Here is a 19039-nt window from a genome sequence, read left to right as displayed (position 1 = left end):
CATGATCGGGCAGCCCTATGATCTTGCCGGCAAGCGTGTGTACGTCGCCGGGCATCGCGGGATGGTGGGATCGGCGATCGTCCGGCGGCTTGCGCGGGAGGATTGCGAGATTCAGACCGCTACGCGCGACACGCTCGATCTTACCGATCAGGCGGCGGTGCGCGCGTGGTTTGCCGCGCACCGCCCCGACGCGGTGTTCCTGGCGGCCGCGAAGGTGGGAGGCATTCTCGCCAACGACAGCTATCCGGCCGATTTTCTGTACGACAATCTGATGATCGAGGCGAACATCATCGAAGCGGCGCACGCGCAGCGCGCCGAAAAGCTCATGTTTCTGGGTTCGTCGTGCATCTATCCGAAGTTCGCTACCCAGCCGATCGTCGAGGATGCCTTGCTGACCGGGCCGCTCGAACCGACCAACGAATGGTATGCGATCGCCAAGATCGCAGGCATCAAGCTGGCGCAGGCCTATCGTCGGCAGCACGGCGCCGACTTCGTTTCGGTGATGCCGACCAACCTGTACGGTCCCGGCGACAATTACGACCTCAATGCAAGTCATGTGCTGCCCGCGCTGATCCGAAAGGCGCACGAAGCGAAGCTCGCCAACGCCGACAGTATCGAGATATGGGGGACGGGCACGCCGCGCCGTGAGTTCCTACATGTCGACGACTTGGCCGATGCATGCGTGTTCCTGATGCAATCCTATTCCGAAGACGGTCACGTCAACGCGGGATCGGGCGAGGACATAGCGATCGCCGACCTGGCGCGGATGGTATGCGAAGTCGTCGGCTTCGAGGGCAGGATCGAACATGACCTGTCGAAGCCCGACGGCACACCGCGCAAGCTGATGTCGGGCGAAAAGCTCGCGGCAATGGGCTGGCGACCCCGGATCGCCCTGCGCGACGGCATCGCGGCCGCCTATCAGTCCTTCCTCGATCGATCGACGCCGGTACGCGGGTTGGAGTCGGACGCCGCCGCTACCTGATCGTCGCGCTTACCGCGGCACGGTGCGCGCCTGATCCTCGGCGATGGCGAAGGGCGACGTCGCGTTGGCGGTGGGATCGTAGTTGCGGTCGATCCGGTTGCGCAGCCGCAGTTGGACGCGGTTGGCGATGCGCGTTGTGCGGCGTTCGAGCGGCCGGATGCCGCTTTCGGCAGCGGCATCGGCGCGCGTCTGGCGTTCGCCGATGCGCCCGGCACTTACCTCGGGCGCGCGCACGGGCCGCGGATCGATGACCGGCGGAGGCGCGTCCTGATCGGCGCCGGGACGCGTCTGTGCGGCGAGCGTGGTGGGCGCGAGCAGCAGCGCCAGCGCAACCAGGGCGGCGCGATGCGGCATCATTCGGCGCGGGGCCCGGCGGGCGTCAGTGCCGCGCGCGTGATCTGCCCCGTCACGCCGCCCACTGCGGTGGAGGCACGCGCGACGAGCCGCAGCATCTGCGCCGGGCATGCGGCGTCGACGGTAAAACCGCCAGCGAACCGCCCGTCGTTCGCGCTCGAATTGGGTAGCTCAACGCGGCCAAGCTCGCGCCCGTCTGTGCAGACGAGCTGCCAATAGGGACGTGCATCCGACAGCTGATCGATCCCCGCGCTCGCCCCGGCAAGCGCGTACCGGCCCGGCGGCAGCAACTGCGCCTGTTGCAGCACGATGCCGCTCACCGTTGCCGGAACGGCGAAATCGACGATGCCGCCATCCTCGGTCGGCTGGATCGCCGCATAGACACCCGCATCGTTGTTGATCGCGACCCAGTCGAACACCGTCGGCGATGCGAGTTGCGCGGCGAATTGCGGATCGCGCGACCGGTCGCGCGCGACATCGCCGCGCAGCCTGGCATAGCTCGCCCATGCAAGATCGCTGCGCCCGGCGTTGACCAGCGCATTGACCGCGCTCACGCGCGCCGCCGCGGGTACGGGCAGATCGCGGCGCGTCAGCCGGTCGATAAACGCCGTGGTCGCCACAGGATCGGCTCCCAGGGCGGCGGCATATTCGATGAAGTTGCCGCCCCAGGGCGGGCGGGCAGCCAGCGTATCCGCCACTGCCGCGGCGACCGTCGGATCGGCGATGGCGGCCGACAGCACGGGGAACAGCAGGTCGGGCGCCGCGCGCGAGGTTCGCAGCGCGATGTCGTAGTGGCGCAGCGCGCCGGGGATGTCGTTCCGCGCGACGGCATCCTCGATCATCCACAGCCGCGCGCCGAGCTCGCGCCGCGAAAGCCGGTTCGAATGCGCGAAAAGCCGGCGCGTCGTGCCGGTGTCGCCGCGGACCTGCGCATTGAGCGCCAGTGCGGTCAGCGCCGGGGCAGCCAGCGGCTCGGCCGCAAGTGCCGATCGCGCGAGCGCATCGGCACGCGCGCGGCTCGCCGGGTCGGGATCGCCGGCGGCGAGCTGCTCGGCCAGTTCGGCGGCGATGCGACCATCGCCGGGCGCCAGCGCATGGGCGCGTTCGGCCGCCGACTTGCCGATCGCGGCGCCAAGGCTCTGCGTCGTCGATACATAGCCGCAGACGAGCGCCAGCGCCGCCAGCGCGCCGCGCCCCGCCCATGCGCGCGGCGAGCGTTGCGGCACGCTACGAGCGGCGGGGCGCGGCATCAACGCGCCTTGTCGGCCTTCGTGCGGCCATAGTCATAGCCATATTCATAGCCATAGCCCGAATGGCCGCGCCGCGCCTCGAACTTGGTGAGCACGCCGCCCAGGATGTGCGCGTTGGCACCGGCAAGTCGCTGCAACGCCGTCTTGACCATGCTCGATCGGATGCCGTGCGATTCGACCGCGTAGATGACGCCTTCGACGCGGCTGGCGATGAGCGGCGCGTCGGCCAGCCCCATCACTGGCGGGCTGTCGATCACGACATGGTCGTAGCTCTCGAGCAGCCGCGCGATCAGCAGGGCAAGGCGGTGCCCAGTGAGCAGCTCGGCTGCGTTGGGCGGGATGGGGCCGGCCGACATTGCGGTGAAGCCCAGATCTTCCATGTAGAACGTCAGCGGTGCGATATCGTCCTGGCCGGCGAGGAAGTTGCTGAGGCCGCGATCATGATCGACGCCGCCCAGATGATGCACCGAGGGCGAGCGCATGTCGCCGTCGACGAGGATCACCTTGCGCTGCGCGCGCGCCAGCATCGTCGCGATCGAGAGCGCGGTGGTCGACTTGCCCTCGGCGGGTCGCGTCGAGGTGACGGCAAGCGAGCGCGGCACGCCGTGCTCGGTGGTGAAGCCCAGGCTCGTCTGGATGGCGAGATAGGCATCGACCAGTTCGGACTTGCGATCGAGCAGCGCGTCGCGCGGTGCGATGCCCTCGACCTTGGGCACCGAGCCGAGCAGCGGCAGTCCCAGCCGCCGCTCGACCTCGGCGGGATCGGCGATCGCCTCGTCCATCTGCTCGAGCGCGAAGGCGAGGCCGCCGCCGATCGCGAGGCCGACGAGCAGCGCCAGCGCCAGATTGATGAGCAGGCGCGGGCTCGAGGGGCGCTGCGGCACGTTCGCGGGATCGACGACCGAGATGTTGTTCACGCCGACGCCACCGGCGACGCCGATCTCCTTGAAGCGCTGCAACAGCCCGTCGTACAGCGCGCGGTTGGTATCCACTTCCTGCTGGTAGATATTGTACTGGATGCTGCGGCGGCGCAGGTCGAGATAGTTCGACTTCAGCCCCTCGACACGCGCGCGCAGCGCGTTCTCGCGCTCGGCGGCCTGGCGGTATTCGGCCTCGACCGACCCCGAGACTCGGCCTTCCTCGCTCGCGATCGAACGATCGAGCTGGTCGATCTGCGACTGGATCGCGCGCGCGGGCGGGTAGTTTGGCTCGAACTGGACCATTAGCCGCTGATACTCGGCCGCGAGCTCGGCACGGCGCTGGCGCAACGAGTTGATCGCCTGATTGCGCAGCGCCTCGCTCGAACGGCCCCCGCGTGCCGCGCCGCGGAAGCGCGCCTCGGCGGCGATGCGCTCGGCCGTCGCTTCGGAAAGCGCGGCGTTGAGCGATGCCAGCTCGTCGGCGACGATCGAGCGTTCGCCGGTCGCGTTCTCGCCGGCGCCCTGGCTCGGCAGATTGATGATACGCTGCTGCTCGGCATAGCTCACGAGCTGGCGCTGCGATTCGTCGAGACGCTGCTTGGCCTGTGCCAGCTCGCGCTGGAGCAGGTCGCGGCCATAGGACGTCGCCTGAACCTTGCGCTCCAGATTGGTCTGGATGAAGTTCTCGGCCCAGGCATTGGCGACGCGCGCCGAAAAGGCCGCGTCGGCGCTGGTGAAATTGATCTCGACCAGACGCGACAGGCGCGACGGGGCGATGCCGAGATTGTCGAGCAGGATCTCGCCCGCCATGCGCTGGCGCGCCGGGCGGCCGGCGGCCGTGAAGCGGCCATTGGCCTCGCGGAAGGCGGGATCGTCGAAATCGGCGCCGAATCGTTCGAAAAACGCCCGGTCGTCGATGAGCCGCAGCTGCGTCGCCACGCGCTCGGCGAGCACGCGCGATTGCAGAAGGCCATATTGCGTCTGATAGAACTCCTGGTCGGCGATGCTGGTCTCGCGCTCGACGCCCTGGAAATCGGTAACCTGGCTCGATTCGCGCGCAATCTCGATCGTCGAGGTCGCGGTATATTGCGGCGTCATCAAGAGCGTGACGATCAGGCCGAGCAGGAAGCAGGCGGCCGCAGCGCCGAGGATCACGTAGCGCCAGCGGATCGCGATGCGCAGATACTGGCGCAGGATCGGCAGCGTCTCGTTGCCCGTTGCGCCGGGCGCACCGGGCGCGAGCGGTGCCGGCAGCGCGGGCGCGGTGCCGGGGCGGAGGGGGGAAGTGGCGATGTTCATGGGCGAGCGCCTTACTGCACGATGGCGATCAACGGCGCCGCGAGGATCGGCGACAGCGACACGAAGTCGCGGAACAGGCGGCGCTGTGGCGAATCGCCGACGACGATCATGTCGTTGGCATAGACCGGCGGATCGGCATAGGCGCCGCGCCGGATCGCGCCGATGTCGTACAGCCCCGCCATACGCTGGTTGCCGACGGTGCGCAGGATCACGACTTGCTCCTGCCGTGCGAATTCGGTCAGCCCCTTGGCCGATGCGACGACGCGCATCAGCGTCATCTGGTTGGTGACGGGATAGAGGCCGGGCTCGACCACCGAGCCGTCGATCGTGACTACCTGGCTTACCGAGCTCTTGATGTTCACCGTGACCTGCGGCTCGCGCACGTAATTGGCCCGGAGCGCCGTCTCGATCGCGGTGGCGAGTTCCTCGGCGCTCTTGCCGCGCGCGTCGACGGTGCCGGCAAGCGGCATGGCGATGCGACCGCTGGCATCGACCTGCATCTCGCGGTCGAGCTCGGGAATGCCGAACACGCTGACCTCGATCGTGTCGAGCGGCCCGATCAGCGCGGGGCGATCGGCGGCGGTCAGATCGCTGCGGTCGGGCGGTGGCAATTCGCCGCTACCCTCGACGACGGTAAGACTGCCGCTCGACTGGATCGGCTCGGGCGAGCCGCAACCGGCAGTCGCGGCCGCAAGGCACAGTATTGGAAGGAAGAAACGCATATACGCGAAGATTCCGCCGATGAAGGGATCAATCGCGCGCTCTATAGGTGCGAGCATCATTCGGGTAAAGCAGCGCGCGGTCTGCCGCCGCTGCCGTGCGCCAGCCACCATGCCGCCACGACGATCAGCGCCATCACAATCGGCGTGCGCGCGGGATAATCGAAAACGCTCGCAGCCAGCACCAGCGCGATCATCGCCGAGCCGAGCCGCGCGCGCAGCACTGCCTCGTCGGCTGGCGCGCGCCAGACGGCGATCGTCGCCGATGCCCACCACCCCAGCGCCGCCGCCAGCACGATCAGGCCCGCGATCCCGCCGTCGAGCGCGATGCCGAGGAAGTCGTTATGCGCCTGGTTGAAATAGGTGAGCTTGAGCAGCGCCAGCGGCTCGTGGATGCGGAATACGGGATCGAACCCGCCAAAGCCCGACCCGAACGGCATATAGTGCGCGACCATGCCGAGCACGGTGGGCAGCGCGCGCGTCCGCACGTCTTCGGCGCGGTCGAGCGTGAGCAGGCGGTTCACCGAATCGGCGCGATCGGCCAGCACGCTCGCCGCGATCGCCCCGCCGATCAACACGACGATACCGAGCGCGAGCGCGGGAAGCACCCAGCGCGGCGCGCGCGACAGGCGGCGCCGCAAGCGGCGCGCGACCAGTGCGACGCCGGCTCCAAGCCCCACCACGCCGAGCAGCATCCCCGCGCGCGAACCGGTGGCGAGGATAGTGAGCACGAACAGCACGATCAGTCCCGCCGCCAGCGGTCCGCGCCAGCGCAGCGCCTCGCGATCGGCGAAGGCCCATGGCGGCGCGAGCGCGCATCCCATCGCGATCAGCAGCGCGAAATGATTGCGGTTGGCGAAGATGCCGCTGATCTGCCCCGCAGTATCGTTGACGAAGGGGTGGTTGAACCGCGCGCCGGTGAACTGCACCAGCCCGACCAGCACCGCTGCCGTGATGAAGGCGAGCAGCAGGCCGGGCATCGCCGCGCGCAGCCGCTCGCCGCCCTGCGCGAGCAGCAGCAGCATGGTGGCGGGGACAATGAGCGAGGCGAGCGCGTTGCGCGTGGCGCCCGGCGTCATCGTTAGCGGCCGCCACGGCGGCGCGTCGCCCGGCACCAGCAGCACCTCGCGCCCGGGCAGCGCCTGCCACCATGCCGGCGGCAGCGGCACGAGCTGGAGCAGCGGCAGCGCGATCGTGGCGACCAGGAGCCAGGGCAGCCAGCGCGCGCCGTCGAGCGCGGGCCGCGGGCCGGCGAGGATCGCGGCCGCGACGATCGCCCAGCACCCGCCGCGCACGACCGGCTGCCCCATCACGTCGCCGCGCGATGCGCCGCCCGCCACCCAGAGCAGCCCGAGCAGCAGCACGACGAGGATGAGCTGGATATCGAGTGGCCGACGACCGGCGCGCACGGAACGGGAGGATTGCATCGCGCCGCGTTAATCGATCGGCGCGCGGGGCGAAACCATCCGCGCTGCCGTCGGTCGACGCGATCGCTTCACCTGTCTCACGCGTCGCCCGGCGGTGCCGATAGCTGCGCACGAAACCGGCGAAGGCTCTGCAATGTCGCATCCTCGCTGCGGCTGCGGCGGCGGAAGAACTGTCGCAGCTTGGTCGCCATGTACCACAGCCGGAAGCCGATCATGCTCCGCGGCTCGGTTCCCGGCGCGTGCCCTTCGAACCGCCACTGGCCCGTCAGCGCCGCGCGGCTGACGAACAGCTTGCGTGCGGCGAGCGCGACCCGACTGCCGATCCGGTCGTCGGCCAGCGACGCCATGACCTTCACCTGCGCGCGATAGCGCTCGGGCTGGAACATCAGTGCGCGCACCGTCGCGTCGTCGACCACGGTGACGCTCGCCGCGTCGACTGCCAGCGCCTCGCGAGCGTCGCCGGGCAGCATCGACGCGGCGAGCGCCACCATATGCTGCAACCCGGTGCGTTCGACCAGCGCGACCCATCGCTCGCGATGCGGAGGCCGCGCGCGAAGCAACGCGACGAGATCGGCGAGGAACAACGGACCGTTGTTGAGCTCGTGATCGAGCATTCCGTGGATCAGCAGATGCGCGAGCAGGATCTCGTCGCGCGGCACCGGGACGTCGGCCTCGCCGATCCGCACCCGCTCGCGCCCCTGCCAGACGGCGGCCTCGAGGTGCGCAAGCGCTGCGGCAGGCAACGCCAGCTTGGGCGACAGCATCCGGTAATGCAACTCGACTGGCACGACGCGCCCGGGCGAGTGGACTGGGGGCAGATGCTTGCCGTCGCGCTGCATCTCGGGCGGTACGTGCGCGAACCGCTCGATCCCGCCCCCCGCACGGTGCAAAAGCGAATAGGCATCGTCGAGCCGACCGGGCTCGATCAGGATGTCGATGTCGCGCATCGGGCGCATCCACGGCTGCGCATAGTCGCGAAATGCCAGCGCGACGCCCTTCAGGAACACATGGTCGATGCCTGCATCGGCGAGCATCGCATGGATGTGCGCGCATTCGCGCCCGATCGCGAGCGCCCGGAACATGCCGCGCTCGCGCAGCGCGTGCAGGCCGTCGGGCAGCGCGAAATCGCCGCGCGTGTCGAGCACATGCGCCAGATAGGGTGCGCATCGCGAGCGACGGGCGAGCCCAACCAGCGCGTCGCGATTTGCGGCGTCGAGCGCGGCCAGCCGCTCGCCCGCCACCGAATCGGGCGCGCGCATGAGGTCGATGAGCAACTGCTCGATAGGCGCGGCGGCATCGGTCATTGCGCACGCTGGGTACGCGATCATGTGGAGCAGTGCCAGCCGGCGTGCGGCGGCACTGTCAATGCGGCAGCAGTCGCGCCAGGCGACGCAGCCACGCGATCAGCGCCAGCGGCCGCCGCGTGCCGAGCAGCGGCTCGATCGCTGACAGTATCGCCAGCACGGCGCGGCTCGGGGGCGTTGTCGCCGACGCCCGCAGCGCGACCAGCACGCGGCGGCGATCGGTCGGGCTGCACCCCAGCAGGTAGAGCGCGTTGATCCGCTGGCGCGTTCGGCAATAGCGCCGCAGGCGCGGCGACGCGCCCGGCGACCGGCGGAGCCGATCGACCTCGGCGATGAAGCGCTCCATGTCCTCGCCGTGCGATTGCGTCGACAGGCTGTGCCCGTCGCGATGCACCTCGTACTGGATGCTTGGCGGCGCGAACACGCGCGCGCCGGCGGCGACCGCGCGAAGCTGGAGATGCGTTTCGAGATGTCGGTAGCTGGGGTCGAAGCCGCCGAGCTCGTCGTACAGGTCGCGCGCGACGAGCAGCGTCGCCGAATTGGGACGAAACATGCCGCGTATGAAGGCATCGGTCATGTCGGGTGCGTTCGCTGCCCTCGGCACGGCTTTCGTCATGCGCGACCGGCCACGATGGAACAGCCGCGATCCGCAGAACACCAGCACACGGGGCCCGTGCGCCTGCGCGAGCGCGAGCTGCGCGGCGATGCGATCGGGCGTCATCCGGTCGTCGGCATCGAGAAAGGCGACAAAGGCACCGCTCGATTGCGCGATCGCCTCGCGGCGCGCCATGTTCGAACCGGCGTGCGGGCGCCGCAACAGGCGCACGCGCTCATCGGTGAGCAGATCGTCCAGCGCTTCGCGCGGATCATCGTCGGATCCGTCGTCGAGCACGATCACTTCGATCGCGCCGTGCGTCGATGCCAGCGCCGATTCGACCGCACCGCGCACGCTGGCGGCGTGGTTGAAGCACGGGACGATGACCGAGACGAGCGGCAGGTCCGATTTGCCCGTCATCGCATTGCCGCTCCGATCCGCCATGCGCCGGCGGTCGCACGAGGCGGCGTGGCAGCGCCCGGATCACTAGGGTGCAAAGGTGACGCTCGCAATGGTCGTCGGCGGATCCATAGGCTGCGGCACCGCGTGCGCGGTACGTTTGCCACTCGGCGAATTGCAGCTAGAGCCGGCGGATGCGCGCTGCCCGACACATCTATTCGCTCTACGGATTGCGGTTCGTCAGCGATCTTCCGCTTCCCGAACTCGGCGCCGAGCTCGATACGGAAGGTGTAGACGACGATGCCGCCACCGTCGTGGTGGAGCAGGGAGCGGTTCCCGCCAACGGCGCCGGGATCGGGCCGCAGATCGGCCCGTTCAGCCACGCGGCGCGCGATATGCTGTGGCTGCACGTGCCCGGCGTCGCGCGCTATCTGGTGCGCGATGGCCGGCGCATCACCTACGCGCGCGAGCCGGGTATCGATGACGACAGCCTCCGCGTGTTTCTGCTCGGCACCTGTATCGGCACGCTGCTCCAGCAGCGCGGGCAGCTCGTGCTGCACGGCAACGCCTTTGCGATGGGCGATGGCTGTGCGCTGTGCGTCGGCCCGTCGGGAGCGGGCAAATCGACGCTAGCGGCGCGGATGATGCAGCGCGGGCATCGCGTGATCGCCGACGACGTGTGCCCCATCGATGACCGCCTGCGTGCGGTTCCGGGTATGGCGCGAATGAAATTGTGGCGGGATAGCGCCGATCGTCTGGCGATCGATACCGCGCCGCTGCGCCGCATCCGCCCCGACCTCGACAAATATGATCTGGCGATGGGCGGCGCGTTCCAGGCCGAGCCGCTGCCTGTCCGCGCGATCTATCTATTGTCGCCGTGGAACCGCAAGGCGTTCGAGGTACGCGCGCTTGCCGGCACCGCCAAGTTCCAGGCGCTGCGCGCCAACAGCTACCGCTTCCGCTTCATCAAGGGCATGGGGCGTGCTGCCGATCACATGCGCCAGTGCACTGCGCTCGCCGCGCATGTGCCGATGATCGAACTGCACCGCCCGCGCGACGGGTTCGCGATCGATGAGCTGATCGATACGCTGAGCGAGGATTTTGCCCGGCGGACCGCGCCGGCATGAGCGGCCGGCTGTTCTGGCTCGCATCCTATCCCAAGTCGGGCAACACCTGGTTTCGCGCGTTCCTGCGCAACCTTGACGGCGAGGGCGCCGACCCCGCCTCGATCAACGATCTGGGTTCGACCTCGCTGGCCGCGGCGCGCAGCTGGATCGACGACCTGATCGGCTTCGACACCGCCGATCTCGCGTCGCATGAAATCGCGAGCGTGCGGCCCGCGGTCTACCGTTTTGCGTCGGACCATGCGCGAGGCTTCGTCTGCCGCAAGATCCACGATGCGTGCACGCGCGTGGCGAACGGCGAGTGGATCATCAGCGCGGCGGCGACGGCGGGCGCGCTGTATCTGGTGCGCAACCCGCTCGATGTCGCGATTTCTTATGCGCATCATGCCAGCATCACGCTCGACGAGGCGATCGCAGCGTTGGCCGATCCCGATTACTGCATCGCGGCCGGCAAGGGCGGGCAGCTCAAACCTCAGGTCGAGCAACGGCTGCTGAGCTGGTCGGGCCATGTGACGAGCTGGGTCGACAATCCCGATATCGCGGTGCACGTCCTGCGCTACGAGGACATGCAGCGTGTCGGCGCGCCGGCCTTCGCCGCCGCCGCGACCTTTCTGCGCCGCGATGCCACGCCGGCAGCGATCGCGCGCGCGCTGGCCCATTCGTCGTTCGACAAGCTCAAGGCGCAGGAGGACCGCGAAACCTTTCGCGAGCGTGCGCAGCGCAGTGCGCGCTTCTTCCGCAAGGGCAAGATCGGCGATTGGCAAACCACGTTGAGCGGTGCACAGATCGATCGCATCGTCGAGGCGCATGGCACAGTGATGCAGCGCTTCAACTATTGCGACGCGGCGGGAACGCCCATCGCTTGACGCGAATGCAAGGAAATCGGGCTGTGATTGGAGCCGACACGATATTACGGCGCAAGGCCGATTTGGTCGCTTCCGACATGGATGGCGAAACGGTGATGCTCGACATCGAGAGCGGCCATTATTTCGGCCTGTCGGGCGTCGGCCCGCATGTGTGGGCGCAGCTCGGACACGACCAGCGCGTCGGCGCGTTGATCGACGGCGTGCATGCGGCGTTCGCGGTATCCGAGACTGACGATGTCGAACGTGACGTGCTGGCGTTCGTCCAGGCGCTGCACGACAAGGGCCTGGTGCAGGTCGTAGGCTGATATGCGCCGGGCGATGCTGCTGGTGCGCAAATGGCGATCGTTCGCCGCATCGCCGGCCGAACTCAGGCTGCTCGTCGCGTTCGCCTTCGTGCTGCTCGCGCTGACGCGGCTGGCGATCCTGATCCTCCCGTTTCGCATCTATGCGCCGTTGCTCGGCCACCACGAGAACCTGTCGCAAGGCGATGATTCGCGCGTTGGGCCGCCGGTTTCGGCCGGCGATGAGGCGCGGATGCTTGCGGTAAAACACGCGGTCCGCCGCGCGGCGCGCAGTACCCCCTGGGAATCGGTATGCCTGCCACAGGGCCTCGTCGCCGCCACGCTGCTGCGCGCGCGCGGCATCGGCTTCACTGCCTATCTCGGCGTCGCACGCGACGGTGGCGGCGCGATGGAGGCGCATTGCTGGGTGGTGTCGGGCACGACGATCGTCACCGGCGCCGGCGCGCTCGACCGCTATACCAGGGTCGCTCGCTTCACGCATACGCCGCGCACGCGATGACCTTTGCCTGCGTGATAATGCGGCGCGGCGGCGATGCCCGGCGTCTTGCCGACGCCGACACGCTGATCGCCGCGCTCGACCCCTATGGCGTGGCCGATCGGGCAGCGGCATGGCATGGCGATGGCGCGTTGCTGGTCCAGACGCAGCGCTGGAACACCATCGAATCGCAGCGCGAGGGCGTGCCGGCGATCTGCGCCGCGACCGGCCGCGTGCTGATCGGCGCGTGGCGCATCGACAATCGCGATGCGCTGCTGGCGACGTTGCCGCGCGCTTCGCGCGAGCCGATCGACGACGCGCAGCTGATTCTCGCCGCGCATCGCCATTGGGGCGATGCCTGTGCCGAGCGGATCGAGGGCGATTTCGCCTTCGCCATTTACGATCCCGCGCGCCATACGCTGTTCTGCGCCCGCGATGCGCTGGGGGTGAAGCCGTGCTTCGTCCACTGCTCGGACGACTTGCTCGTCGTCGCAGGTACTGCGGCCACTTTCCCTGCCCTTCGCGGCTTCGATACTGCGCCGTCCCGCGAGTGGCTGGCGCGCTATCTGATCGGCGAATCGGCCGATCCGGCCACGTCGGCCTATCGCCACGTGCGCAAGCTGCCGCCCGCGCATCGCCTGACGATCGGGCGCGAAGGTGCGGCCGAACCCACCCGGTTCTTCGCCTTCGCCGATACCGCGCCGCCCGCCTCGAAACGCGATCGCGCATATGTCAATGCGTATCGCGACGCGTTCCATCGCGCGGTCGAGGCGCGACTGCGCAGCGCCTATCCGATCGGCGTCGAGAATTCGGGCGGGCTCGACAGCGCGACGATCATCGGTCACGCATCGCGCGTGCTGCCGGGCGGCGGCGCCGATCTCGCCGGCTTCAGCCTGTGCCACATGGAGCGCGAGGCCAGCCCGATCCTCGACCTCGCCATGCATTGCGGGCTGCGCGACAACTACGTGCTGACGCGCCCCGACTATCAACCCTCCGACGCGCAATATGCCCGCGCGATCCGCGTCCTGGGCCATCCGCCCGAGCATAGCCTGGTCAACCTGTACCAGCCGTTCTTCGAGCGCTGCCGCAGCGCCGGCATCCGCACGCTGCTGTCGGGGTTCGGCGGCGATGAGATCGTGACGGCGCAGGCAGAGTTCGTGCCGCGCGAGCTTGTGTATAGGCGCCAATGGCGCAATCTGGTCGATGTGTTGCCGGGCAATCTGCCCATGCGCATCGCGCGTGCGGCGAATCAGGTGGTGGGAAGTGTACGGGGCAGCGTGGACGGCAAGCTGCAAGGCGCCACCGCGCGTTTTGCCGACAGCCTGTTACGGCGCGAGGTGATCGAGGAATACGGGCTGCGAGGGTTTGTCGCCGCCAAGGCCGATGCGTTTCGTGGCGCCCGCACGCTTGGCGAGCATCTGCTCACCAAACCCGCCTTTGCAACGCTGATGACGGGGCGGCTCGAAGGCTGCACGCTGATGGCGGCGAGCTATGGCGTCGACTATCGCTGGCCGATGCTTGATCGCGCGCTGATCGAACGCTTCTTGGCGACGCCCTCGATCGACAAGCGGCACCGCCAGTGGGGCCGCTTTCTGCATCGCCGTGCGTGCGAAGGCACAATTCCGGATGCGATCTTGTGGAAGCCGGACAAAAATCTGGGCGGCTTCCCTCACCTGAGTCGCGACCGACGCCAGACAACTGTCGATCCAGGCCATCTTGCGCCCGCGCTGCTTGAACTGATTGACGAGGATACGCTGGCGAGGCAGCAACAGCAATTGCAGCGTGCGATCGTCGATGCCGCCCTGTGGAAAGCAAGCGCTGCCGAACGTCACAACCTGCGCGGGCTCCATATGCTCGATCTCTGGTTGTCCGGCGACGATTCGTAACAACGCGACGCTCTTTAGCGCGCTGTCACTTCCGGTTTGATACCGGCGATCGTTTCGGATACAGCATTGGGAGAACGGAAACGCTTGCCGCGCGTTGCTATTGATCGCGCGCGAATGGAAAAGGATCGATTTGTGACGCACAACGACGACACCGGCGCGGCAAGCAGCGAATTTGCGACCAAGCCCGCCTATCAGTCGCCCGTGCTGACCGCACTCGATATCGACGAAACGGCGTCGGGCGTTGCACCAGGCCCGGAAAGCTCGAACTCAACCTACGCCAGCTAATTATGCGCGGCTCCTTGAGCCTGCTGTAAATCTCGAACGTTGTCTCGGCTCGTGCTGGGTAGGGCGTCGAGTTTGAACAGTCGTGGTTGGATGTCTGTTGGCGCGATGATGAATGCGATCTTCGGTTAGGGATTGCGCTTGTCTGAAGTCTGTCTGCCGCCGGTCGCTCCGATCGAAGAAGTTGCCATCGTCCGACTCTCGCCGGGAACGGCAGCCGCGTAATTTTGTTGCCCTGCGGCGTCTGCTTGTCCGCCGCTGCGAGCTCGCCATGCATGCTGTGCGAATGCGCCGGCATCTGATTCGTCGTCAGCGTATGCGTTTCGTTGCCGCCGATGCTCGCCGGCGCGATCGGCGACAGCCCCGTGCTGGTGCCCGGATGCACCGGAAAGCGCCCGCGCAGATCGGGCAGCGCGAAGGTGTTGGTGCCATCGCCGCCATAGGCCGCGCCGATGATCGAATAGAGCGCGGTATACTAACGTATCTGCATCAGCCGGCCGTTGCAGAACGCCCATCCGCGCGGTGCGTAGAAGCCGGCGAATATCAACCACTGCCCGATAAACGGTTCCATCCTCCATCCTCTCTCGTCGTTGCGCCATCGCACATGGATCGCGTCAGGTCGCGGGCGGTGCACGGCCAGCGCCGCGATAGTCGGCATGCGCCTGCTGCGCCGAGGTCAAGTACATTCGTTTCGGACGCGCTTACCGTCACGACGCCGTGCGGGGCCGGCGACCGTTGGCACATGATGCGTTTGCCGGCATGACATATGCGGCCGGCATCGTGCAGCCGCTGTGACCCACGATCCCGACCGAGCACCGCCACCGATGACGCAGCGTCCCCCCTTTCCCCGCGATGCCGGCGTGCTCGCCGCCGATGCCGGGCTGGTGCGTGCGCTGCATCGGCATCTGGGGCGGGCGCTGTGGACGACGAGCGTCATCGTGCTGCTCGCCGCGATCGCCGAAGGCGTGGGCCTCGTGGCGCTGGCTCCGCTGCTCGCGGTGGCGACGGGGGCGGGCGAGAATCGCTGGTGGCGGACGATTGAGGCTGTGCTGGCGCGCATGGGCGTCGACACCGCAGATGGCCGTTTGGTCGTGATCGTGGTCGCCTTCGCGCTGCTGCTGCTCGCGCGCGGGCTGTTGCTGCGCTGGCGCGACCTGCGGCTGGCGGCGCATAATCTAGACTTCGCCGATCAGCTGCGCATCCAGGTGATCGGCGCGCTGGCGCGAGCGCCGTGGCAGCGGCTGCCCGCGGCGCGGCGCAGCGATATCGAGCATGCGATGCACGCCGATATCCGCCGCGTGCAGAACGGCTCGCTGCAGGCGCTTCGCGGCGGCGCCAGCCTGGTGCTGGCGCTGGCCCAGGCGATCGCGGCGCTGGTCCTGTCGTGGCAGCTGGCGCTCGTCGCGCTGGGGGCGCTGGTGCTCGTTGCGGCGCCGCTGGTGCCGCGCATCGTCGCGTCGCGCCGGCTAGGCCAGGAAGCGACGCAGCACGGGCGCGAGGCACACGAAGTGCTCGCAAGGTTGCTGACGGGCCTCAAGCTGTTCAAGGCGCATGGGCGCGAGGCGGCGTTCGTAGCCGATTATGACGACAGGCTGGCGACTATGCGCGGCCGCGCCCTCGCTTTCGCCACCGCGCAGGCCGATGTAGCGTTTCTCACGCAGTTGGGCGCGGGGCTGGTGCTGGCGGTGGTGACGCTCGCGGGCGTGCTGTGGCTCGGCCTGCCGGTGGCGCTGATCGGGCTGTTCGTGGTGATCTTCGCGCGGCTGGCGCAGCAGGCGTTCGCGCTGATTCGCGGCGCGCAGGCCTATGCGCACATGCTTCCGGCGTTCGAGAGCCTGCGCGCGCTCAAGGCCGGCATGCCGCAGCCATTGACTACCACATCAGGCGATCCGCGCGAGGGTGGCGGTGTCGGGGCGATGCGCGTGTCGCTGGCAGGCATTTTCTATGCCGCCGGACCGGGGCAACCGCCGATCCTGCGCGGCATCGATCTCGATCTCGCGGCGGGCGAAGTCGTCGCGCTCGTTGGTCCCTCGGGCGGCGGCAAGACGACGCTCGTCGATATCGCGATCGGGATGCTCGCTCCCGATCGCGGGACGGTGGCGATCGACGGCCATATGATCGGCGGCGATCTTCCGCCGCGATTGCGCGACGCGATCGCCTATGTCCCGCAGGAAGCGATCTTCTTCGATGGCGACGTGCGCCGCAACATGCGCGCGCTGGCACCCGATGCCGACGATGCGACGATCGGCGCGGCGTTGCGGCTCGTCGAGGCCGACACGATTTCCGCCATCGCCGCGCACGGGCTCGATGCGCGGCTCGGCGATCTCGGCCAGCGCTTCTCGGGCGGCGAACGCCAGCGTTTGGCACTGGCACGCGCGCTGCTGCGGCAGCCGCGTCTGCTGGTGCTCGACGAGGCGATGTCGGCGCTCGACCGCGCGCTCGAGGCGCGGATTTTCGCGCGGCTCGCGTCGAACCTGGCCGGTCGCGCCACGATCCTTCTGGTCACACATCGGCTGCCCGAAGCCGCGGGCATCGAGCGGGTGATGCAGCTGGACGACGGCCGCTTGCGCGACGTGACACGCGACTATCTGTCGGACCGGGGTGCGGGGTAGCGGCTGGAGCGGGTAGCGGGAATCGAACCCGCATATTCAGCTTGGAAGGCTGCTGCACTACCATTGTGCTATACCCGCGCGCCTGCCGCCCGGTAGCGCGGCGGACGCGGGCGTGCAAGCTCAGCTGCCGAAACGCGGGAAGCAGACCGTGAAGCGCAGCCCCGGCGCGGCATCGTCGATCGCGATCCGTGCGCCGTGGCGCTTGGCGACCGCGGTGACGAGCGCAAGGCCCAGCCCGTGGCCCGGAACGTTGCGCGCCGCCTCGCCGCGAGCATAGCGGCCGAGCACGCGCTCGCGCTCGTCGACGGCGATGCCCGGGCCCCGGTCGCGAACCGCGAGGATGACCTGATCGCCATCCTCGTGCAGATCGACATCCACCGCGCCGCCCTGCGGCGAGAACTTGATCGCATTGTCGATCAGGTTGGCGACGAGCCGGATGAGCAGCATCCGCTCGCCCAGGATCTGCGCCGGGGCAAGCCGTGCGCGGATCGTCACGCCGCGCGCATCGGCGACGCTTTCGTAGAGGTCGATCGCGTCGCGTACCGCATCGCCCGGGTCGAGCGGCGCGAGCCCGCTGGTCGATCCCGCCTCGACCTCGGCGATGTCGAGCAAGGCCTCGAAGGTCTGGAGAATCGCGTCGGTTTCGGCCACCGCTTCGCCGGCCATGTGCCGGGCCGCATCGAGCGAGGCGGCGTCGCTGGCGATGGTCAGATTGTGGCGCAGGCGTGCGACGGGGGTGCGCAGATCGTGCGCGATACGGTTGGAGACGTCGCGCAGCCCCGCCACCAGCGTATCGATGCGTTCGAGCATGTCGTTCACATGCGCTGCGAGCGCCGCAAACTCATCGCCGCCCGCGCTGCCCGGCGCGCGCGCGGCTAGGTCGCCCATCCGCACGCGGTCGCACGCGGCGTTGATCGCACCGACACGCCGCCGCAGCCGTCGCCCCGCCGCTACCCCGACGATCGCCGCGATCGCGAGCGCGAGCAGCAGCGCCACGGTCCCCGCGACCAGCAGCCGCCGCGTGAGTTCGCCCTGCACGAGCCGGCGGCCGATGAGCAGCGTGGTGCCATCGGCCAGTGGCAGCGCGCGCGCGAGCGCGGGCGGATCACCGCTTGCCCACCATGCGCCGTCGCGCGCGAAGCGCACCGAAGCGTCGAGCCCGGCGATCACGCGATCCCCGATCGACAGGCGATAGAGCCGGTCGCCCGGGGCGGTACTGCGCGCGAGCACGATGGCGAGCGCGCGCGCACCCTGCGCCGCGCCCGGCGGCCCCACCTTCTCCATCGTATCGGCGATATCGGCGTCGATCAGCGCCATCGCGCGGTCGCGATCGGCAGCGCGCACCAGCAGGACGCTGGCCAGTGCGAATCCGCCGGCGAACAGGCCGACCACCACCAGATAGCCGACGAGCAGCCGGGTGATCGACGACCGCGCCTGCGCCGCGCGGTCAGCCATCGCCGGCGGGATCGGTCGCGATCACGAAGCCCTGTTTGCGCACCGTCTGCACGATCGGCCGGCCGATCGCCGCATCGAGCTTGGCGCGCAGCCGCGACAGGTTGACGTCGATGACGTTGATCTGCGGCGGGATGCGATATTCGGGCCAGCACGCGTTCCAGATCATCTGGCGCGACACCACGTGGCCGGCATTGTCGGCAAGGTAGCGCAGGATTTCGAACTCCTTGGGGCTGAGATCGACGAAGCGGCCCTGCCAGTGCACCGTGCGTGCCTTGACGCGCACCTCGAGCGCGCCGAGCACGATCACCTCGGGGTGCGGATCGCGCTGTGCGCGGCGCAGTAGCGCGTGCACGCGCGCGACCAGCTCGTCGGCATCGAACGGCTTGGCGAGATAGTCGTCGGCGCCGGCGTCGAGCCCCTCGATGCGGTGGCGCGTGTTGCCGAGGTTCGAGAGCGCGAGCACTGGCGTGCGCACGTCGAGCGCGCGCAGTCGTGCCAGCACCTCGATACCGTCCATCCCGTCGTTCATCCGGTCGAGGATGATGCAGTCGAATGGCTGCTGGGCAGCGGCGCGCAGCGCATCCTCGCCGCGCATCACGTGCGTGATATCGGCATCCGCCTCTCCCGCCAGCGCGCCGATCACGCGATCGGCGGCATCGCTATCGTCCTCGAGCAGCAGCACGCGCATCCTGGCGATCCCCCACCGACCATCCTGTCGGCTGTTGTGCGCGGAGGGAAGCCGATTTGCATCTTACAGCGACCGTAAGTTGCGCGCGATGTGCCGTGCG

The 19039-nt window shown here is 68.7% G+C and carries 17 protein-coding genes, 1 tRNA gene and 1 pseudogene; 8 read left to right on the top strand and 11 right to left on the bottom strand.

Annotated elements, in window-relative coordinates; all coding sequences use genetic code 11:
* The first annotated feature begins 1 nt into the window (after nt 1).
* On the top strand, nt 2-982 hold the full coding sequence (gene fcl, locus FBR43_RS14845; protein WP_136943813.1) for a GDP-L-fucose synthase: 981 nt from the start codon (nt 2-4) through the stop codon (nt 980-982).
* 9 nt (nt 983-991) lie between these two features.
* On the opposite strand, the gene FBR43_RS14840 is transcribed toward fcl, so the two are convergent.
* The 7 genes from FBR43_RS14840 to FBR43_RS14810 all read right to left on the bottom strand — a co-directional run bounded on the left by FBR43_RS14840 (nt 992) and on the right by FBR43_RS14810 (nt 9294).
* A complete protein-coding gene (locus FBR43_RS14840; RefSeq protein ID WP_136943812.1) occupies nt 992-1339 on the bottom strand; it encodes a hypothetical protein in 348 nt (115 codons plus the stop codon).
* The gene (locus tag FBR43_RS14835) at nt 1336-2586 is read right to left on the bottom strand and encodes a hypothetical protein (RefSeq protein WP_136943811.1); all 1251 of its coding nucleotides are present in this window, start codon (nt 2584-2586) and stop codon (nt 1336-1338) included. Before FBR43_RS14835 ends, FBR43_RS14840 begins: the two co-directional genes overlap by 4 nt.
* Nucleotides 2586-4805: a GumC family protein gene (locus FBR43_RS14830; RefSeq protein ID WP_136943810.1), complete on the bottom strand. Its 2220-nt coding sequence runs from the start codon at nt 4803-4805 to the stop codon at nt 2586-2588. Before FBR43_RS14830 ends, FBR43_RS14835 begins: the two co-directional genes overlap by 1 nt.
* An 11-nt stretch (nt 4806-4816) precedes the next feature.
* Entirely contained in the window at nt 4817-5527 is a 711-nt protein-coding gene (locus FBR43_RS14825; RefSeq protein WP_136943809.1) for a polysaccharide biosynthesis/export family protein, read from the bottom strand.
* A 56-nt stretch (nt 5528-5583) separates the two neighbouring features.
* The gene (locus FBR43_RS14820; RefSeq protein WP_212611939.1) at nt 5584-6933 is read right to left on the bottom strand and encodes an O-antigen ligase family protein; all 1350 of its coding nucleotides are present in this window, start codon (nt 6931-6933) and stop codon (nt 5584-5586) included.
* Between the two features lie 95 nt (nt 6934-7028).
* On the bottom strand, nt 7029-8255 hold the full coding sequence (locus tag FBR43_RS14815) for a nucleotidyltransferase family protein (RefSeq protein ID WP_169542632.1): 1227 nt from the start codon (nt 8253-8255) through the stop codon (nt 7029-7031).
* A gap of 58 nt (nt 8256-8313) precedes the next feature.
* The gene (locus tag FBR43_RS14810; RefSeq protein ID WP_136943806.1) at nt 8314-9294 is read right to left on the bottom strand and encodes a glycosyltransferase family 2 protein; all 981 of its coding nucleotides are present in this window, start codon (nt 9292-9294) and stop codon (nt 8314-8316) included.
* A 149-nt stretch (nt 9295-9443) separates the two neighbouring features.
* Here FBR43_RS14810 and FBR43_RS14805 point away from each other — a divergent pair, with 149 nt between their 5' ends.
* From FBR43_RS14805 to FBR43_RS16520, 6 genes are all read left to right on the top strand, one after another.
* Complete coding sequence (locus FBR43_RS14805; RefSeq protein ID WP_136943805.1) at nt 9444-10376, top strand: phosphoenolpyruvate carboxykinase (ATP); 933 nt, start codon at nt 9444-9446, stop codon at nt 10374-10376.
* Nucleotides 10373-11239, top strand: a complete 867-nt coding sequence (locus tag FBR43_RS14800; RefSeq protein WP_136943804.1) for a sulfotransferase domain-containing protein — start codon at nt 10373-10375, stop codon at nt 11237-11239. The genes FBR43_RS14805 and FBR43_RS14800 overlap by 4 nt, the downstream gene beginning before the upstream one ends.
* A 23-nt stretch (nt 11240-11262) precedes the next feature.
* Nucleotides 11263-11544: a PqqD family peptide modification chaperone gene (locus FBR43_RS14795; protein ID WP_169542631.1), complete on the top strand. Its 282-nt coding sequence runs from the start codon at nt 11263-11265 to the stop codon at nt 11542-11544.
* 1 nt (nt 11545) lies between these two features.
* Nucleotides 11546-12040 carry a lasso peptide biosynthesis B2 protein gene (locus tag FBR43_RS14790; RefSeq protein WP_212611938.1) on the top strand — a complete coding sequence of 165 codons (495 nt, stop codon included), beginning with the start codon at nt 11546-11548 and terminating at the stop codon, nt 12038-12040.
* A gap of 17 nt (nt 12041-12057) precedes the next feature.
* Nucleotides 12058-13902, top strand: a complete 1845-nt coding sequence (locus FBR43_RS14785) for an asparagine synthase-related protein (protein WP_249276679.1) — start codon at nt 12058-12060, stop codon at nt 13900-13902.
* A gap of 114 nt (nt 13903-14016) precedes the next feature.
* Complete coding sequence (locus FBR43_RS16520) at nt 14017-14187, top strand: hypothetical protein (protein WP_249276620.1); 171 nt, start codon at nt 14017-14019, stop codon at nt 14185-14187.
* Nucleotides 14188-14581: 394 nt separating this feature from the next.
* Here FBR43_RS16520 and FBR43_RS16645 read toward each other — a convergent pair.
* A pseudogene (locus FBR43_RS16645) lies at nt 14582-14755 on the bottom strand (phage tail protein); the annotation flags it as partial.
* A 253-nt stretch (nt 14756-15008) separates the two neighbouring features.
* Between FBR43_RS16645 and FBR43_RS14770 the strand changes: the two are divergent.
* The gene (locus tag FBR43_RS14770; RefSeq protein ID WP_136943800.1) at nt 15009-16796 is read left to right on the top strand and encodes an ATP-binding cassette domain-containing protein; all 1788 of its coding nucleotides are present in this window, start codon (nt 15009-15011) and stop codon (nt 16794-16796) included.
* Between the two features lie 4 nt (nt 16797-16800).
* Here the strand turns inward: FBR43_RS14770 and FBR43_RS14765 are convergent.
* The 3 genes from FBR43_RS14765 to FBR43_RS14755 form a co-directional block, all read right to left on the bottom strand.
* Nucleotides 16801-16874: transfer RNA gene (locus FBR43_RS14765), tRNA-Gly, on the bottom strand.
* Between the two features lie 42 nt (nt 16875-16916).
* The gene (locus FBR43_RS14760) at nt 16917-18251 is read right to left on the bottom strand and encodes a HAMP domain-containing sensor histidine kinase (RefSeq protein WP_136943799.1); all 1335 of its coding nucleotides are present in this window, start codon (nt 18249-18251) and stop codon (nt 16917-16919) included.
* On the bottom strand, nt 18244-18939 hold the full coding sequence (locus FBR43_RS14755) for a response regulator transcription factor (RefSeq protein ID WP_136943798.1): 696 nt from the start codon (nt 18937-18939) through the stop codon (nt 18244-18246). The genes FBR43_RS14760 and FBR43_RS14755 overlap by 8 nt, the downstream gene beginning before the upstream one ends.
* Nucleotides 18940-19039 lie beyond the last annotated feature (100 nt).

The sequence above is a fragment of the Sphingomonas baiyangensis genome, assembly GCF_005144715.1.
Lineage (GTDB): Bacteria > Pseudomonadota > Alphaproteobacteria > Sphingomonadales > Sphingomonadaceae > Sphingomonas > Sphingomonas baiyangensis.
The sequence above is the reverse complement of the archived record's forward strand: the minus strand, read 5'-3'. Positions and strand labels throughout refer to the sequence as shown.

Excerpts from the sequence above, each read along its gene's own strand:
- fcl (WP_136943813.1), top strand. The coding sequence starts at position 2 with ATGATCGGGCAGCCCTATGATCTTGCCGGCAAGCGTGTGTACGTCGCC.
- FBR43_RS14825 (WP_136943809.1), bottom strand. The coding sequence starts at position 5,527 with ATGCGTTTCTTCCTTCCAATACTGTGCCTTGCGGCCGCGACTGCCGGT.
- FBR43_RS14770 (WP_136943800.1), top strand. The coding sequence starts at position 15,009 with ATGACGCAGCGTCCCCCCTTTCCCCGCGATGCCGGCGTGCTCGCCGCC.
- FBR43_RS14810 (WP_136943806.1), bottom strand. The coding sequence starts at position 9,294 with ATGGCGGATCGGAGCGGCAATGCGATGACGGGCAAATCGGACCTGCCG.
- FBR43_RS14790 (WP_212611938.1), top strand. The coding sequence starts at position 11,546 with ATGCGCCGGGCGATGCTGCTGGTGCGCAAATGGCGATCGTTCGCCGCA.
- FBR43_RS14785 (WP_249276679.1), top strand. The coding sequence starts at position 12,058 with ATGCGGCGCGGCGGCGATGCCCGGCGTCTTGCCGACGCCGACACGCTG.
- FBR43_RS14830 (WP_136943810.1), bottom strand. The coding sequence starts at position 4,805 with ATGAACATCGCCACTTCCCCCCTCCGCCCCGGCACCGCGCCCGCGCTG.
- FBR43_RS14755 (WP_136943798.1), bottom strand. The coding sequence starts at position 18,939 with ATGCGCGTGCTGCTGCTCGAGGACGATAGCGATGCCGCCGATCGCGTG.
- FBR43_RS14805 (WP_136943805.1), top strand. The coding sequence starts at position 9,444 with ATGCGCGCTGCCCGACACATCTATTCGCTCTACGGATTGCGGTTCGTC.
- FBR43_RS14840 (WP_136943812.1), bottom strand. The coding sequence starts at position 1,339 with ATGATGCCGCATCGCGCCGCCCTGGTTGCGCTGGCGCTGCTGCTCGCG.
- FBR43_RS14800 (WP_136943804.1), top strand. The coding sequence starts at position 10,373 with ATGAGCGGCCGGCTGTTCTGGCTCGCATCCTATCCCAAGTCGGGCAAC.
- FBR43_RS14815 (WP_169542632.1), bottom strand. The coding sequence starts at position 8,255 with ATGACCGATGCCGCCGCGCCTATCGAGCAGTTGCTCATCGACCTCATG.
- FBR43_RS16520 (WP_249276620.1), top strand. The coding sequence starts at position 14,017 with ATGGAAAAGGATCGATTTGTGACGCACAACGACGACACCGGCGCGGCA.
- FBR43_RS14760 (WP_136943799.1), bottom strand. The coding sequence starts at position 18,251 with ATGGCTGACCGCGCGGCGCAGGCGCGGTCGTCGATCACCCGGCTGCTC.
- FBR43_RS14835 (WP_136943811.1), bottom strand. The coding sequence starts at position 2,586 with ATGCCGCGCCCCGCCGCTCGTAGCGTGCCGCAACGCTCGCCGCGCGCA.